This window comes from Ditibartonella apihabitans (genome assembly GCF_002007485.1).
GTDB lineage: Bacteria > Pseudomonadota > Alphaproteobacteria > Rhizobiales > Rhizobiaceae > Bartonella > Bartonella apihabitans.
On the sequence record NZ_CP015820.1, the window covers coordinates 1,955,694 to 1,970,868 of the forward strand.

The 15,175-nt window shown below is 43.5% G+C and carries 15 protein-coding genes; 8 read left to right on the forward strand and 7 right to left on the reverse strand.

The genetic code is table 11. The annotated features are described in order from the left end of the window. Positions 1-226 precede the first annotated feature (226 nt). The 3 genes from BBC0178_RS08790 to BBC0178_RS08800 form a co-directional block, all read right to left on the reverse strand. Positions 227-961 (reverse strand): S24 family peptidase, encoded by a 735-nt coding sequence (locus tag BBC0178_RS08790; protein WP_225868305.1) that lies wholly within the window; start codon positions 959-961, stop codon positions 227-229. A gap of 608 nt (positions 962-1,569) precedes the next feature. After that, positions 1,570-1,860, reverse strand: a complete 291-nt coding sequence (locus BBC0178_RS08795; RefSeq protein WP_149867465.1) for a hypothetical protein — start codon at positions 1,858-1,860, stop codon at positions 1,570-1,572. An 86-nt stretch (positions 1,861-1,946) separates the two neighbouring features. Then, positions 1,947-2,159, reverse strand: a complete 213-nt coding sequence (locus tag BBC0178_RS08800; protein ID WP_149867466.1) for a hypothetical protein — start codon at positions 2,157-2,159, stop codon at positions 1,947-1,949. A 92-nt stretch (positions 2,160-2,251) separates the two neighbouring features. On the opposite strand from BBC0178_RS08800, the gene BBC0178_RS08805 reads away from it, so the two are divergent. From BBC0178_RS08805 to BBC0178_RS08815, 3 genes are all read left to right on the forward strand, one after another. Beyond that, positions 2,252-3,259, forward strand: a complete 1,008-nt coding sequence (locus tag BBC0178_RS08805) for a hypothetical protein (protein WP_078039881.1) — start codon at positions 2,252-2,254, stop codon at positions 3,257-3,259. Next, the gene (locus tag BBC0178_RS11715) at positions 3,195-3,800 is read left to right on the forward strand and encodes a hypothetical protein (protein ID WP_149867467.1); all 606 of its coding nucleotides are present in this window, start codon (positions 3,195-3,197) and stop codon (positions 3,798-3,800) included. The genes BBC0178_RS08805 and BBC0178_RS11715 overlap by 65 nt, the downstream gene beginning before the upstream one ends. Before the next feature lie 218 nt (positions 3,801-4,018). Then, positions 4,019-4,624 (forward strand): hypothetical protein, encoded by a 606-nt coding sequence (locus tag BBC0178_RS08815; protein ID WP_077972416.1) that lies wholly within the window; start codon positions 4,019-4,021, stop codon positions 4,622-4,624. Positions 4,625-5,082: 458 nt separating this feature from the next. Here BBC0178_RS08815 and BBC0178_RS08820 read toward each other — a convergent pair whose 3' ends face one another. Both BBC0178_RS08820 and BBC0178_RS08825 read right to left on the reverse strand, forming a co-directional pair. Then, entirely contained in the window at positions 5,083-5,301 is a 219-nt protein-coding gene (locus BBC0178_RS08820) for a hypothetical protein (RefSeq protein ID WP_078039882.1), read from the reverse strand. Between the two features lie 2 nt (positions 5,302-5,303). Further along, positions 5,304-6,764 carry a hypothetical protein gene (locus tag BBC0178_RS08825; RefSeq protein WP_149867468.1) on the reverse strand — a complete coding sequence of 487 codons (1,461 nt, stop codon included), beginning with the start codon at positions 6,762-6,764 and terminating at the stop codon, positions 5,304-5,306. A 381-nt stretch (positions 6,765-7,145) separates the two neighbouring features. On the opposite strand from BBC0178_RS08825, the gene BBC0178_RS08830 reads away from it, so the two are divergent. Then, a complete protein-coding gene (locus tag BBC0178_RS08830; protein ID WP_078039884.1) occupies positions 7,146-8,093 on the forward strand; it encodes an AbiJ-NTD4 domain-containing protein in 948 nt (315 codons plus the stop codon). 329 nt (positions 8,094-8,422) lie between these two features. Here the strand turns inward: BBC0178_RS08830 and BBC0178_RS08835 are convergent, their stop codons facing one another. Further along, positions 8,423-8,593, reverse strand: coding sequence for a YegP family protein (locus tag BBC0178_RS08835; RefSeq protein WP_077972433.1), 171 nt, complete (start codon positions 8,591-8,593; stop codon positions 8,423-8,425). 638 nt (positions 8,594-9,231) lie between these two features. Here BBC0178_RS08835 and BBC0178_RS08840 point away from each other — a divergent pair. The 3 genes from BBC0178_RS08840 to BBC0178_RS08855 all read left to right on the forward strand — a co-directional run bounded on the left by BBC0178_RS08840 (position 9,232) and on the right by BBC0178_RS08855 (position 12,103). After that, the gene (locus BBC0178_RS08840) at positions 9,232-9,462 is read left to right on the forward strand and encodes a hypothetical protein (RefSeq protein WP_078039885.1); all 231 of its coding nucleotides are present in this window, start codon (positions 9,232-9,234) and stop codon (positions 9,460-9,462) included. 91 nt (positions 9,463-9,553) lie between these two features. Beyond that, positions 9,554-10,357 carry a hypothetical protein gene (locus tag BBC0178_RS08845; RefSeq protein ID WP_149867469.1) on the forward strand — a complete coding sequence of 268 codons (804 nt, stop codon included), beginning with the start codon at positions 9,554-9,556 and terminating at the stop codon, positions 10,355-10,357. A 420-nt stretch (positions 10,358-10,777) separates the two neighbouring features. Then, the gene (locus tag BBC0178_RS08855; RefSeq protein WP_078039888.1) at positions 10,778-12,103 is read left to right on the forward strand and encodes a phage terminase large subunit; all 1,326 of its coding nucleotides are present in this window, start codon (positions 10,778-10,780) and stop codon (positions 12,101-12,103) included. Between the two features lie 233 nt (positions 12,104-12,336). Here the strand turns inward: BBC0178_RS08855 and BBC0178_RS08865 are convergent, their stop codons facing one another. Further along, the gene (locus BBC0178_RS08865; protein WP_078039890.1) at positions 12,337-12,771 is read right to left on the reverse strand and encodes a hypothetical protein; all 435 of its coding nucleotides are present in this window, start codon (positions 12,769-12,771) and stop codon (positions 12,337-12,339) included. A gap of 171 nt (positions 12,772-12,942) precedes the next feature. On the opposite strand from BBC0178_RS08865, the gene BBC0178_RS08870 reads away from it, so the two are divergent. Beyond that, a complete protein-coding gene (locus tag BBC0178_RS08870; protein ID WP_149867519.1) occupies positions 12,943-15,051 on the forward strand; it encodes a portal protein in 2,109 nt (702 codons plus the stop codon). The last annotated feature ends 124 nt before the right edge of the window (positions 15,052-15,175 follow it).

Here is a 15,175-nt window from a genome sequence, read left to right on the forward strand (position 1 = left end):
CCGAATAAGTAAAATAAAGGGCTGAGTTTTACCCAGCCCTTTATTTTATTCATTATTTTATTTGGCAACAAAATAGAAATAAAAATTATATTTTATACAATTTTTTATAAAGCAACAAATAATAATTAACATAATTGTTAAATTTTTAATTATCGAAATAGACCATGTTCGCCTATATAAATGATTCAACATGTATTCGTATTGAAAACCACCATTTTTAGAGAATTTAGCGGGTAAAACGGCCGATATAGCGGCCAAGAATGGTGATTTCGCTTAAATTCAGAATGCGTGGTTTATGGTGAGGATTATCCGATATGACCTCGACCTCGATTTCATCCGCACCGGGGCGCGAGACAATTTCCAGCCGTTTGATGATAACCCCGCCGAGCTCGTCAGCCAGCGCATAAATTCCCGGAGGTGACGGAACGCGGTGCGATATGTCGATAAACACCGCATCACCATCATGAATGGTGGGCGACATGCTATCCCCATAAGCGGGAAGGACTGCAACATTGGACGCGACGACATTGAGTTTCGACAACAGGCTTTCGGGTAAACGCCAAAAATCCCGTATGACTTCAGTTGAAATTTGAACAGCATTTTTGGCACCGTTGACGATCATAATTTCCCCGCCGGCCCCCATGCCCGCCTTGACATCAATTTCGGGAATTTCACCGTCTTTCAATTGCGATCTTATTTTAACATCGCTATCAATCCGGTCAGGAATATCAGGGTCAAAACTCGATACAATCTTGTGTTTTGCGGCATTTTCACCTGTCAAAAGATAAGATGCGCTTATGCCGAATTTGCGGCCATAAATTGCCGCGTCTTCAGGGCTAAAATCATTCTGCCCGTTTTCGTGCGCCCGATAGGTCGAATGACTCACACCAATTGCATCCGCAGCTTTCGTCGCAGATGAAAAGCCCGCTTTCAGCCGTGCTTCGCGCAATCTTTGTCCCATCGTGTCCATAACATACATTATGTCAGAATAATAAACATAAATCATGTTGACAATCTGCTATAAATGATGTTGTTATACAACTATCCGCTACTTTTGAGTGTATTATAACATTATTAGTGTTTAAAAGTGGCGGGTAAGAGATGGAAAGTGCAGTGTGCGCTTTCCTGTGAGTTTTTTAGACGGCGTATTTGCCATGTTTCGGGGTGGAACAAATGGACAAATCAGATATTGGCGTGTTGTCAGATATTGGCGTGTCACAATTATTCGACACTGATGTTTTGCATGAAAAACAGCTGGTGAACTACTTTAACCGCAAGCCCGCACTGTTGACTTGGCCTTTAGAAGTTTCATCCAAGAATGAAGCGGCAGAAAATGAAGCCGCAGGGGAAAATGTTTTTAAAAGCGAAGAGGCCTTGACGTGCGGCTTTTGCGTTGCGCCTTCTTCTGGCAAGCTTCAAAGCGTATTTAAACTTCAAAGCGTATTTCAAACTGCTGGGGGAAGCACTTGTTGCGGGCTGACGATGCTTGCGCCCCGTTCATTATGCCGAACGCTTTTATGCAGCTCGTCTTCTTTAGCCCGATTTTTTCCCAAAAAAAGCAAATTATGCTTATTCGTTCTTGCCGCTCCCGGAGGCATTATCCGGCGAGCCTTCATCTTCGGCGGAAGCCTTTCTGGCATTGGTGTTTTCGAGTGTCACATCATATTTCTGCGGCTCGGAAAGGATATTTTCCGGTTTGCCGACAGCAATCATACATTTGGCAAAAAGCGGCAGAATATCTTTGCTATCAATCGTATTTTCGGAAGCACCGGCAATAATACTGAACAAACGGAATGCGACTTCTTCCGGTGTGGCTGCTGCATTGACAGTTGCAGATCTTATCGGGTTAATAACGGGCATTCTCTTTCCTTTGTCTTTCATCAATCACGTGATGAAATAGTTAAACAACTTGTTGTTTTTATCAAGGCAGAGGCAATCGCGATTTTTCAACCGGTGAGCCTTTCTGCTTTCGGGAAAAGGCTTTGTTTCAACGCGCCAATTCTTGCCCGTGCAGGACAACAAAAATCAGACCGAATTTTTAAAAGCATTGTTTTAAGCGCAGCAAAAGTCTGCTTGTCAGCAAAAAGCGCAAGCGGAAAAATCAAAGGCATGACCCGAAAAATCAGTGCTTTGACACCTGAAGGTGAAAGTCTTTTCAAAACCGTTTTTCCTCCGGAATTATCAGAATTTTTTGCGCGTGAGTTGTGCGGCCGACCAGCATTTTTCAAGGCAGAGAAGAGAGTTTTATAAAATGGATTCGTCAACACTGCGCCGCCTTGCCGGTTTGAACCTTTCTACCGAACAAATGTCGGCCATTCTTGAACTTCTTGCCGATATAGACGAGCGGGAAGACTTACGCCGTGCCCGTACACGCGAGCGTGTGCGCCGTTTCAGGCTGACACGCAAAAACAATGTAACGTTACAAGAGGAAAATTGTAACAGCGAGGAAACATTACCCCTTTCCCCTAAAAGAAAGGTTCCCCCACACCCCCTTAAAGAAAATAACCCCTTTCCCGCTTTCTCTGAAACATCTTCGGATGCGCTTGTCGAAGAACCAACAGAGAAAAAAAGCGGGCATGGTTTCTCCCCTTGCGGAAATAGAAATTTACCGGAACTTCCCGCAGGGTGCGAGCCTGAGAAAGCTTGTTCTTTTGCAGAGAGTTTGCCTAAAGCCAAGGCTTGCACTTTGTCAGAAATTTCCGCTTTGCCGCAAGCGAAAAGTGCGCCACTTTCAGAGATCACCGGAACGTTGTCTGCGGCTGGAAAGGAGGAAGTTTCGGGCGCAATGTCAGTTTCCGGTGAAAGCGCGGGCGTGCCGCATTTATCTTCACCTTCAGAAATTTTTGGAAGCCGGAATTTTGAGAACAGCGAAATTCCAGAGGTTGCAAAGAACCGCACTGACAAACGGAGTTTTGAAGCCGAATTTCATGAAATTTTCTGGCCTGCTTTCCCGAACAAATGCGGCAAGCCGAAGGCACTAACGGCGTTTTTGAAAGCGCGCAAAAAAGACAGTCTCGCCGCCATTTTGGCGGGGCTTCAACGCTATATTGCCGACAAGCCGCCCGACCGCCCCTGGCTTAACCCGACAACGTTTCTCAATCAGGAACGCTGGAATGACCAACCGGCCCCCGTTCTGGAGCGAAAAAATGCAAAATTTAAATATGATAAAAGATCAACTGCCAGAAAAGTTACCGATGCGATGGCCCGCCTCGCACCTCGATTTGACGCTTACCAAACTCGTTTCCCTCACGACAGGTGAAGGCTTTCCGCCCCGCTTCAAAGCGGGAAAGAAACCGACAAACGCTCAAATTGCAACAATCAGGCACACGCTTGAGGAAGCAAAAAACACACTTTTAAAAAAGGTGCGAAGCGACGAAATCATGGACCAGTTTTTGCTGCTTTCGGGCGGTATGCGCCTGCCGCGTGATATAGACGGGGAAAGTGCTGCCAAATCCTATATGATCGCGCTTTCCGGCTTTTCAAGCTTTGCCATTATGCAATCGGTGCTTTTGATTATTCGCGGCAAGGCGGAAGGCTTCAACAAAACCTTCATGCCGACAGCACCGGAACTTGCCGCTTTTTGCGAACATCTCGAAAAAACCGAATGGCTGAAAATCGACCATGTGGAACGGCTTTTAAGAGCCGGTGAAGAAGAGCCAAACGACGTTTTAATTCCGAAGGCGCGGGAAGAAAAACTGACCTGTCACCACCAAACCACCACCGCAAGCGAAAACAAAACAACAGAACATGAAAACAAGGCAGCACGTTTCCCGCCCGCAAAAGAAATGCGCGCTCGATGAAGCTGAATGAAACGGAATGGGACAATGTGGGACGAGATAGGACGAGATGGGACGATGTGAGACAGTGTGAGACGATAAGAGACAACGTGGGACATCTATGAAAAGGCCAATGGTTTTTGGGCGGCAAAACGCGAACCACAAGAATTCAAACAACAACACTTCAAATTCAACACTTCAAACAACAACCCGACAAAAAGCGATCATGAAAGGCTTTAACCATGCAGGAAGTTGAAATTATCAGATTGAAAGCCCGTTCAAAAGCAGGCAAACTCCGGCTCAAGCGGGGGCGCGGAAGGCCGCGTATCGAAGGTATTGCGCGCGAACCGAATGGCAGGCGCAGCCGCGCAAAAAAACCGCGCGAGGCGATTGATCGTCTGGCTATTTTGATGCGTGCAAAGCACACAGGCCTTTCCGAAAAACAGGCAAAAGACCCGCGCGCTTCCACCTATATTGGCAGGCTTTTTTTGGCCGGTCCCGAATGCGGCGGCATTAGCGAAGACCAGTACAATGCCGCACTGAAATTTATCGAGGTGGATAACAATTATAAAAAGGCACTGCTTTCGCCTGCCGCCTATTACGACGATTTTAACAGCACGCCTAATCCCGAACTTTATGAAGCATTTTGCAAGCGCGCCAAAAAGCAATATCTTGCCGCAAGAGAAGCCATTCAGGAAGCACAATTCGATAACAGAATTGATAACCTTTATGCCGCCTTGCAATATATCGTGCTGGAAGATCTCGAATTGCCGCACCTTGTCGGCGCAACAAGGCTTGTACTCAACGCGCTAAACCGGCATTTTTTCCTTGCCAATAAAGGTCATTAAATTTTTAATGACCCTGATGGTGCAACGGAAATTCTATTTTCCAAACGGAATTTCTTAGGTGGTGGGAAATTTATATTGCGACCGGAATTTTATGATTTTGTTACAATTCTGTTATTCGGCCGGAAAGACTATTTTGTTAGCGAGGTCTATTTTTAGCAAAGATTACAGCCTGAAAGAGCAAACTTGGCTTGTAACTTATGAGAGGGGTTACCCCCGTAAATTTATAAAAGAGGTCACCCCCGTAAAGCGGAAGTCCAACCCGCCGTTTTATCCCAACACAAAACACGATTTCTAAAAGGCAGACACTTCCCTGCCTTTTCTTTTACACCTTGCGCGATTTATCACCCTGCAATGACAAGGAAAGCGAAAACGCGCAAGATAATCGCCCGACTCGGGTTGATAGAGATGGCAGTGATTTAAACTTTGATGAAAAATCATTTATTCTTAAGTACATGAATTTATTGGGACCAATTTCTATATTCATCCGGTAAATAACTTGCTTGTTCTTTTTTCAATGTTTCTTTAAATTTTTCTTTTGAAGTTATTTCGGTTATTAAAGCTCTACCATATCTTTTATTAAAACCTACGGGTTCATGACCTGAATAATAATAGCACCGGTCAAAGACCTTTTCTACTCCACTTTCTTCCTTCAACAAAAGTGATGTATACTCACCCACAACTACGTCCCATGATAAACAATCGCTAAAGTCACATCTCGTGAACTTAATGACGTCAACATTATTATTATAATGATATATATTTGATATATTATCAATACTAATAATTTTTTTGTTTTATAGTCATAAGCACCAATATTAAATGATGTGTCAATTTTTTTAATTTTTAAATATTCAAAAACACATACCATTGCCAGAATATTATTTATTTCTATAGTCTTTGCGTCATAATTCGATCCATTAAAAATACAATCAATAAATGCAAACTGTCTTACTTTTCTTAATTGAATTTGTTCAAGCAATGATGAATCATGAATTATAAATCCGATGTATGCAGCAAATAAATTTTTAATTTCAATAGACTTTAAATGATCCCTATCAGCATTCGGACTCGATATGTGTATAAACTTATCGATAAAATAGATATCAGGATTATTCCCGACAAGATCATCGGCATAATGAATCGCTCGCATTCGAACTTTATTCGTTATTGTGACGTCACTGGCGGTCAGTATAAAATCTGCAATTAGGTCAAATGCTTCTTTCCTGAGGGGACCTTCAGGGTCACTTGCGACCGCATTCAAGAAAGAAAGGCCTGCATATTTTTGCGCATCGCTTTCACTGCTTAAAAGTTTCGATGCTTCTGCGATAAGCTGGGCGGTATCACGCCGTTTTACCATTGCGATTTCATTATCGTGACGTTTGCCATCCTGCTTCTTTTCTTCAAATTCGAGCTTCTTTTGTTCAAACTCTTGCTTTCTTTGCGCAAACTCTCTTTTTTTTTGCTCAAGGTCGATTGATTTGTTTTTTGTCGCTTTGGCAGCCCAGAAAAAGGTAACAAGACCGGCGGTGGCCAGCGCTACATTTTTTATGTCAATGCCACCAAAAAAGGTTGAATTGTCCTTATCCGGATTAAAATAGAGAAAAGCAATTGTCCCGAACAATGTGCCGAGAATTAAAGTGACGTTTAAAACATCAACGGCAAAACGGTTGCTGACAAAATCAACACTGTGGCGAATATTGGCATTTTTCGACGGGAAAAAAGCTGCATTAATCCAGTTATTCAAAAGCACAAATAAAAGCGTTGCGACAATCGCAACCAAGGAAATGACTTTCAATCTATACTGAAAGTCCTGAAAGGGATAAAAAACCGTTAGACAAAGGAAAACAACACATAAAACAGTCGAGCCGAGAAGCGCAAACCAGTTTGTTTCTTTCGTAATGATTGCTGGAAGCAAAATCAGTATGTCTGCCGATACAACAAGAAAAAAAGTCACCCCCCAAAGACAGATTTTTTCTTTTTCAAAGAAAAAATAATTCGTGACGGACAACATTACGGATACAAATAAAACGCCGATACCAAAGTACAAATAGAACTTTTTAAAATCAATCAATTCTTCATCTGATTCACTCGCCTGTTGTGGCTTATCGTTCTGTTTATCGGCGTTTGTAGTTAAAGGCATTTTTCGCTTTTCCCCCTTCTCTCACCCTTGCGATTTATGCCAAAAATTCAGACAAAAGCAATGTTAGGATGTGTTTTTCCCCTTTTTGCAACCACTATTTGTGTGATGTGTTTGCTTGTCTATTGTTTCAAGATTCATCAAGAATGACGAAGGGAATAACTGACGCCTATCGACGGCATTATTTCGTGGCACGAGTTTTTCACGGTCAAAGCTGGTATTGTTGGTTCCATTCAAAACGTCGCTTAAGTGCAAAAAAAGCGGTATTCTTTGTGAAGTGATAAAAAATGAAACTATTTTTTAAAAACACAGAATCGGTTAATATTTGAATACTTCTATGGCATTATATTTCCACTATTCAAAAGAACGTATAACCATTTAATTATGAGTGATTCTACTGACGACCTCCCGTTTTCCCAGCGCTACGGCTATGCGCCGGTTGTTCAACAGCTTGCTTTGGGAGAAATACCAACGGCATTCAGAGAAGATATAAAGGCTCTTCTGGACGAAGTTATTATTGAAGATGATAGAGGATATATTCTTATATCCTCTGTAGATACTTTTAGAAATATTTTTCTAAATATTTGTGGAGGAAGTTATAGTGATTTTTCAAAACATAAACAACCTAAACCAATTTCTTTCGAATATAAGACGCGTTTAACGATAGATTATAGCAAACGTTCAATAACAAGGAATTTCGTGATTAACTTCTTATCCGATTTTGTTAACGCTTGTGATTTTTTTAGACTTTTTGATTTATTGGAACAACTGATAAAAGATCTTAAACAATTAAATACAGATAATATTGGTTATAAAAAACGTAATGAAAATTTTGAATTTAAGTTAAAAACAATCGTTAAAAAGCATCACTTAGCCTACACTATTTACAATGGGAAGATCGAACCTATCAGTAATGAATTTGAGGGCAAGACCTATGTTGCTGCACTCGATGAGACCAAGGACACAGGCCAGCTTGGTGCCCATAGTCATTTGATTAAAGCCGGAGAACAGATAAATCACGAGAAGTGGGCAGATAGCGTTCGGGAAAGCATCAGCGCGGTGGAAGCAGTTTGCCGCCAAATTGTCGGAGAAAATGCAACTCTCGGCTCAGCGTTGAATGAGATTGAAAAGAACTATCCTCTGCATCCGGCATTTAAGAAAGCGTTGAGCGCACTTTATGGCTTTACCTCTGATGAAAACGGAATTCGACATTCACTTTTGGACAAGTCGAATGCAGCCGTTGACGAGGCCGATGCGCTTTTCATGTTGGGGGCTTGCGCATCCTTTGTTTCTTACTTGCTTTCCCGTACAAGGTCGAAAGAGGATAAATAAATTTGTTCAAAATGGTTGAGATAAACCTTCGGGTGCTCATAACTTCAAAACACTTTGCAACAACATAGATGTGCCCAGACGTAAGAATAGTAAACTTTTGTCGCCATACCGAAAAAATTCCGGCAATGTTGCTTCATTTTCAAGAGTGATAGAAAATATGAAAAAAGCGTTACGCTTTCCAGTTGAAGGGAGAAGGCCTAGGAAAATTCGGAACGATAGTTAATTAAAAAGCTGGCGTAGCGCAATGCCGCCAGCTTTTAAACTATAAACTAACCGATTAGGGAATTTGATAAATAGACCTGCGAAACGGCAGGCGAATATTCAGGCTTTCAGATTTCCTCAACCGGTGCGTGAGATGAGGATTTCACCAGTTCAATTGCATGAAGAGCATCAGCCTTGTTTTTATAGCCTTCGCCGCTAGTTGCGATCTTTTCGTGGTTCGCTGCTTTCAAATGCCAACGCCATTCGCCGTTTTTATCTTTATAAATTTCAAATTTCATGATTTTTTCCTGTTTTAAGTGGATTATTCATAATTCAGAAACATTACGCCAAACACTTTAAGGAAAGTGGGTTTTTTATTTCATCATTTCAAGATAATTAGTAGATATAAACATGTTTATTTATGAATTTTATTTTGACGAGTAAAACTCTTTTACACTAAAAGAGAACTTCCCCCTCTTTATTAAAAATTCTCTTTTTAAGTTTAAAGGCATCTTCATTTTTCAAAATGGAAATAATCTATTCGGCAATTGAAAAACATGTGTCGATTGGTTTTGTCCGGAAGCGACCAACAAAAATTCACGCGTCTTCCGACCACCTGATTTTTAGAAAAATAATTTTTTAAAATTTTCGATTATTTTTTTCTTGCAAAAATATGTCACTAAATATTAACTGACACATACGGCACAACAAGAATTGTATCTATCATTTGGTTGACGTTTATAAATATAAAAACATTTTATGATTTTTATCATATTTAAATATTATATTGTTTGTTGAATTTAAATTCCATTTAAAACACTATTATTTGAAATTACCGATTTTTATTCAGGAATATTTCCATTTGCTGTTCATAGCGGTTTCTGAATGCTTTTAAAAAACCGGATGAAATTGTTCGAGCCGCAAAAATGTGTGGCAGATGTTTTCAAGCAAAGCGCATTTGGCAGTTAAAATTTTTATCCTTGAAAAGGAAAAGGGACGTGGCCGGAACCAAAAAGCGAACATCCCTAAAAACAGAAAAATCCCCGAAAAAAACACCGTTAAAAAGGTGTGCCAACAGAAAAAAGCCGCGCCTTATCGGAAGAAATTGAAAAAGAAACTGTGCGGGTTGCTGATGGATTTTTGGAAAAGGCAGCACGTTCGAGAGTGAGACTTGAAAAGGAAGTTGTGCAGCAAGTGCTTGGCAATGAGAGGATGGAGCGCACTCAAGCGCAGCAGTTGAAAGGGAAAGGCTGGAAAATGTGCTTGTATCCAAGGAAAAGGCTGCACGTTCAAGTGTGAAGCATGAAAAGGAAATTGAACGGCTAGTGCTGGGCAATGAGGGGATGGCCGTTCGTTCAAGCGTAGAGTTCAAAAAAGAAACGCTGGAAAATGTGCTTGAATCCAAGGAAAAAGCAGTAACCCTATCCGCAGGGTTTGGAAAGCAGGCGTTACAAAAAGTGACTGATCTCAAGGAAAAGGCAGCACGTTCGAGAGTGAAGCGTGAAAAGGAAGTTGTGCAGCAAGTGCTTGGCAATGATAAGAAGGCTGGGCATTCAAGCGGGGCAGTTGAAAGGAAAACTGTGCAGGCTGGTGATGATGGAAATGGGAAATTGCCGCTAGAGAGTAATGCAGTTTTGAAAACAATGCCGACTGAAAAAAGTTTGACAAAGAAGAAGGCCGCGCAAAAAAAGCGGGAAGCCGTGGGAGAAAAGAAGGCTTCCGGAATTTTGAAAGAGGCTATTTTAAAAGCTGCAATAAAAGCCGGTAACCAGTTGGGAGAAGACGGGCTTGTTTCCTATCTTGAAGCGCAGGCTTTAAAAAATGCCTCGTCCTTTTTGACGCTACTCGGCAAAGTATTGCCTGCCGAACTTAATTCAGACGGACAAGAATTAAAAACCGTGACAAAAATCGAACTGGTTGCATTATCCCCGTCACCGAAAGATTTGACAGTTGCAAAATCACCGACCGGAAAAAAGCGTGCGGTTTGTAAAAAGCACATGAGCCGAAATCAGAAACCTGAAATAAATCAGGAACTTTCGGAAATCCTTAAAAAAGACGATTGAAGAACCTCCGATGAAAAAGGTTTCCAAAGAAGTGAACCGGTTTTTAAATTGTTCAACGAATTTGCTTGCCATGCGAAATGAAGAGAGAGTTTCACTGTTTTTCGTGTCTTGAAAATTATTTCAAAAAACGTCGTGCCCGTTTTGGAATGGTGGCTTCTTGAAATGGTGGGCTTTTTAAAAAGCTTGATGTACTGCCTTTCTTATATTGGCGTTATCGTGATGGGATCTTTTATTTCCGGAAGGTGTGGTTTTTTAAAGTGGCGATGCTTGTTTAAAACAAGCATTTTCCTTTCATAACCGTCAAGGTGGTGAGGACGGCTTTCAGAACAGCTTTTTAAGCTTTTTTCGGCTTCCGGATTTGTTTCGGAACGTAGCAAACGTCTTGTCCGGTCGTTTTGCCTTGTGGTTTTGTGGTGGTTCATGACAACAGAAAAAATAGAATTGCCGGAAAAGCTCATTACCCTTTTCGATGGGCCTGCCGATATCAGGGCGGCCTATGGCGGGCGCGGTTCGGGAAAAACCCGTTCCTTTGCCACAATGAGCGCAGTGGTGGGCTATTGTTTGGGAAAAAGAGGAATTCGCGGCATTATTCTTTGTGCCCGCCAGTTCCAGAATTCTTTGGCTGACAGCTCACTGGAGGAAATCAAAAGAGCTATTGCCGATTACCCGTTTTTGCAAAATTACTATACCATTGGTGAAACCTATATACGCTCGAAAGACGGGCGCATTACTTATGCCTTTTCCGGTCTTGACCGGAATATTGCCAGTATCAAATCGAAGGGGCGGTTGCTTCTTTGTTGGGTGGATGAAGCCGAACCTGTGACCTCCCACGCATGGAACACATTGATACCGACTTTGCGTGAAGAAGGTGACGGTTGGAACACCGAACTCTGGGTAACATGGAACCCGCTTAGAAAAGAGGCAGCTGTTGAAAAGCGTTTTCGCAACAGTAAAAATGCGCGTATCAAATCTGTTCAACTGAATTGGCGTGATAATCCGAGATTTCCCGATCTATTAAACCGCGCCCGCCTTGATGATTTGAAGAACCGGCCGGAAAGTTATGACCATATATGGGAAGGGGGATTTCTTGCCCAGATGGAGGGAGCCTATTTTGCAACCGGTCTTGCAATTGCCAAAGAAGAAGGGCGCATTTCCAACGTTCCGGCCGACCCGTTAATGACATTTCAAGCTTTTTTCGACATTGGGGGAACAGGTGCCAAAGCCGATGCAACCGCTATCTGGATTGCGCAATTTATCGGAAAAGAAATCCGCGTTCTTGATTATTATGAAGCGCAAGGGCAGCCTTTGAGCGCCCATATCAACTGGCTGCGGGAAAAAGGTTACGGGCGGGCAAAAATTACATTGCCGCATGATGGTGCAACCAAAGATCGCGTGCGGGATGTGAGTTTTGAAAGTGCGCTTCAAGAAGCCGGTTTCGAGGTTGACATTATTCCCAATCAGGGAAAAGGGGCAGCACGCGCCCGCATTGAAGCGGCAAGACGACTTTTCCCCTCTATCTGGTTTAATGAAAAAACCACAGAAGCAGGACGCGATGCTTTGGGCTGGTATCACGAAAAACGTGACGACAAACGCGATATAGGACTGGGGCCGGAACATGATTGGGCAAGCCACGGGGCTGATGCTTTCGGCCTGATGTGTATTGCTTATGAAGCACCGAAAATCTTTAAAAACCGGCAGCGCAATTTCCCGCGACATGATTTCAATACGTCATGGATGGCAGGATAACAAAAAGCAAAATTGTCGACTGTTGAACCAAGATTCAAGTGAAAGAACCGTGCGTGTCCAAATTATAGCGGATAGCAATTGCATTTTGCTTTTCTTTCAAAGCTTGAAAGCGAAGTTTTAAAAACAAGCTGCCAAGGGTACGGCACAATATGCGAAACCGGAGACTTTCTTGGACAAGAGCTTCCAAAACGGGCAAAAGAGCAAGAAAACCGGGAGCGAAGCTCAAACAAGCTTTATGCGCGGCAGGCGTAAATTTGGCGGCGTTCGCAATGTTTGCGATAAGAGCTTCCAAAACGGGCAAAAGAGCAAGAAAAACGAGGGCCGAAGCTCAAACAAGCTTTATGCGCGGCAGGCGTGAATTTGGCGGCGTTCGCAATGTTTGCGATAAGAGCTTCCAAAACGGGCAAAAGAGCAGGAAAACCCGGTGCGAAGCTCAAACAAGCTTTATGCGCGGCAGGCGTGAATTTGGCGGCGTTCGCAATGTTTGCGATGTTTGCATTGTTTGAGGCACGGGAAATGTTTACGGGACGCATAATATTGGCAGCGTTCGCGGCATGAGTGATATTCGCTGTGATTGCCGGTGTCGCACGAGGAGCACTATTCGGGACAATAGAACCGGATGCGCAATCAATCGGCTTTTGTTTTTCCGGCGATGGCTTTTGTTTCATGTGAGCTGACCTTTTTGTTTCTTTATGATGATTGCCTTGTGCTTGCCCGCCTGCCCGCTTGCGCGGTTTCCCTTTTTATTTTTCGGGCTTTTTGGCTTTTTCAGAATTGAACTTTCAAGTTGTGCGGGCTGCGGCACGACGAATTTTAACCAATAATTTTACGGGCTGATGATGATGCAAGAAAACGAGAGTTTAGACCATGGGGCTTCGGATGACTTTGACAGTGCAAAAAGAGATATTCTTTTCCAGTCATTGTTAAAGCTTTTCCGGCAGGATATGGCGCATGTTGCCGAATGGCGCAAAAATGCCCGCGAAGATTATGCCTTTTATAATGGTGAACAGTGGGAAGCCCAAGACAAGGCGGCGCTTTTCGAGCAAAAACGCCCTGTTATGACGTTCAACCGCATTGCGCCGCTTGTCAATGCTGTTATCGGCTCGGAGCGCAACAACAAACGCGAAGTGCAATTTATTCCGCGTGAAATCGGAGACGCCAGAGCCAATGAAATATTGACCGGTGCGGCAGAATGGTTTCGCGATCAGGCGGAAGCGGAATATGAGGATTCGGAAGCTTTTACCGATACTGTCATTTGCGGTATGGGGTGGACAGATACACGCCTTGACTTTGACGATGATGAAGCGGGTAAACCTGTTGTTTGCCGCCTTGACCCGTTGAAAATGGTGTGGGATGCCTCGGCGGTGAAAGCCAATCTGGTGGATGCGGAGCGCCTCTGGTATATCGACGAAAAGCCGCTTGCCGAAGCGCGCCGCATGTTTCCCGATATTGACCCGTCATTGCTTGATGCACGCTGGGCAAAAAATGGTGTTTTTGATAGTGGCGCCCCTCTTTCCCATGTGAATTCTGACACATTCTATGGTGACGACCAAACGGGTGCTTCGGAGAGGCAAGGCTTGGGGCTTTCTTCCGCTTCCAGCTCTCTGGTGACACTTGTCGAATGCCGCTGGTTCGAGCGTGAGGCTTTTTACAAGGTTTTTGACCCGCTGACAGGTGAAACGCAGGATTATTCGCTTCGCGACTATGAAGAGAAAAAGAAAATTTCGCCTGAAATACAATCGGTAAGGCTTACAAGAAAGATTGTGAAACGGGCTTTTCTGGGCGAGGTTTTGCTTGCCGAACCGGATCAGCCGATGGTGCCGAACGGGCAACTTGGCTGGGAATGCATTACCGGCTATTTCGACAAGATGAAAAAGCATTATTATGGCATTGTGCGCCCCACAAAAGACCCGCAGCGCTGGGCGAACAAATTTTTCAGCCAGGTGATGTATCTTTTAAACAGCCAATCGAAGGGCGGCATTCTTGCCGAACGCGGTGCTTTTGATGATGACAGGCAGGCAGAAGAAAGCTGGGCGCGCGCCGATGCCATTACCTGGACAAAACAAAATGCGCTCACCGGACAAAATGCCCGCATTCAACCCAAACCCGTAGCACAATTTCCTGTTGGTTTTTTTCAGCTTTTCAATGAAGCCAAAGAAGCAATTTCGGATGTGACGGGCTTATCTTCAGAATTTATCGGCACGAGAGAAGTAAACCAGCCCGGTGTTTTGGAAAGCCAGCGCCGGCAATCTTCTTTGAATTTGCTTGCCTCGCTTTTTGATGCGCTGCGCCGTTATCGGAAAAGACAGGGGCAAATTATGCTTTACCTCATACAGAACTATCTTTCCGATGGAAGGCTTATCCGCATTGTGGGTGATGACAACAAGAAATATGTGCCTTTGACACATGAAGCGGTCGCCAATCGCCAATATGACATTATTGTTGATGATGCGCCGACAAGCCCTAATGAAAAAGAAAGGACATTTGCGATTATTCAACAGATGTTGCCGATGTTGAAAGATTATCTCACGCCGGAAATCGGGCTGGAAATTCTGCGCTATTCGCCGCTACCCGCCTCGCTTGTTGAAAAATGGACAGCCAAGGCACAAGAAGCGGCTCAACAAAAAGCAGAACAGGAAATGGCCAGAGAACAGATGGCCAGAGAACAGATGGCCAGAGAACAGATGACGAGCCAAGAAGCGGCAATGGGAAGAAATGCATTGCCGGAACAGTCAACAGGGCAACAGGCGGAGCAATTGAAGTTGCAAGCTCTGGCAAACGAGCTTGATATGAAAGCCAAAGCCCGTGAACTCGACCTTAATGCCAAAGCGGCCGATCTTTTTTTAAAAAATCAGAAAGCAAGGCTTGAGACCGAAACAGCCAAAAACCGCGCGCTCATTGAACAATTGAAAATTGAACAATCGCAAACGGGGAACTCCAATTCCTGAAACAAGCGCCCCGAAAAGTTGGACAGAATGGGTTTTAAATTTGGCAAAGCGGCAATTCAGATTGTCGCCGCTTTTTATCGCCCGCAATCGCAACTTTTGTCTTTCCTGCCGGATGAACCGGCTT

Bases quoted from the DNA above. Each gene is read 5' to 3' on its own strand.
- BBC0178_RS08790 (WP_225868305.1), bottom strand. From the start codon at position 961: ATGGGACAAAGATTGCGCGAAGCACGGCTGAAAGCGGGCTTTTCATCT.
- BBC0178_RS08795 (WP_149867465.1), bottom strand. From the start codon at position 1,860: ATGCCCGTTATTAACCCGATAAGATCTGCAACTGTCAATGCAGCAGCC.
- BBC0178_RS08805 (WP_078039881.1), top strand. From the start codon at position 2,252: ATGGATTCGTCAACACTGCGCCGCCTTGCCGGTTTGAACCTTTCTACC.
- BBC0178_RS11715 (WP_149867467.1), top strand. From the start codon at position 3,195: ATGCGATGGCCCGCCTCGCACCTCGATTTGACGCTTACCAAACTCGTT.
- BBC0178_RS08815 (WP_077972416.1), top strand. From the start codon at position 4,019: ATGCAGGAAGTTGAAATTATCAGATTGAAAGCCCGTTCAAAAGCAGGC.
- BBC0178_RS08825 (WP_149867468.1), bottom strand. From the start codon at position 6,764: ATGCCTTTAACTACAAACGCCGATAAACAGAACGATAAGCCACAACAG.
- BBC0178_RS08830 (WP_078039884.1), top strand. From the start codon at position 7,146: ATGAGTGATTCTACTGACGACCTCCCGTTTTCCCAGCGCTACGGCTAT.
- BBC0178_RS08835 (WP_077972433.1), bottom strand. From the start codon at position 8,593: ATGAAATTTGAAATTTATAAAGATAAAAACGGCGAATGGCGTTGGCAT.
- BBC0178_RS08840 (WP_078039885.1), top strand. From the start codon at position 9,232: ATGTTTTCAAGCAAAGCGCATTTGGCAGTTAAAATTTTTATCCTTGAA.
- BBC0178_RS08855 (WP_078039888.1), top strand. From the start codon at position 10,778: ATGACAACAGAAAAAATAGAATTGCCGGAAAAGCTCATTACCCTTTTC.
- BBC0178_RS08865 (WP_078039890.1), bottom strand. From the start codon at position 12,771: ATGAAACAAAAGCCATCGCCGGAAAAACAAAAGCCGATTGATTGCGCA.
- BBC0178_RS08870 (WP_149867519.1), top strand. From the start codon at position 12,943: ATGATGCAAGAAAACGAGAGTTTAGACCATGGGGCTTCGGATGACTTT.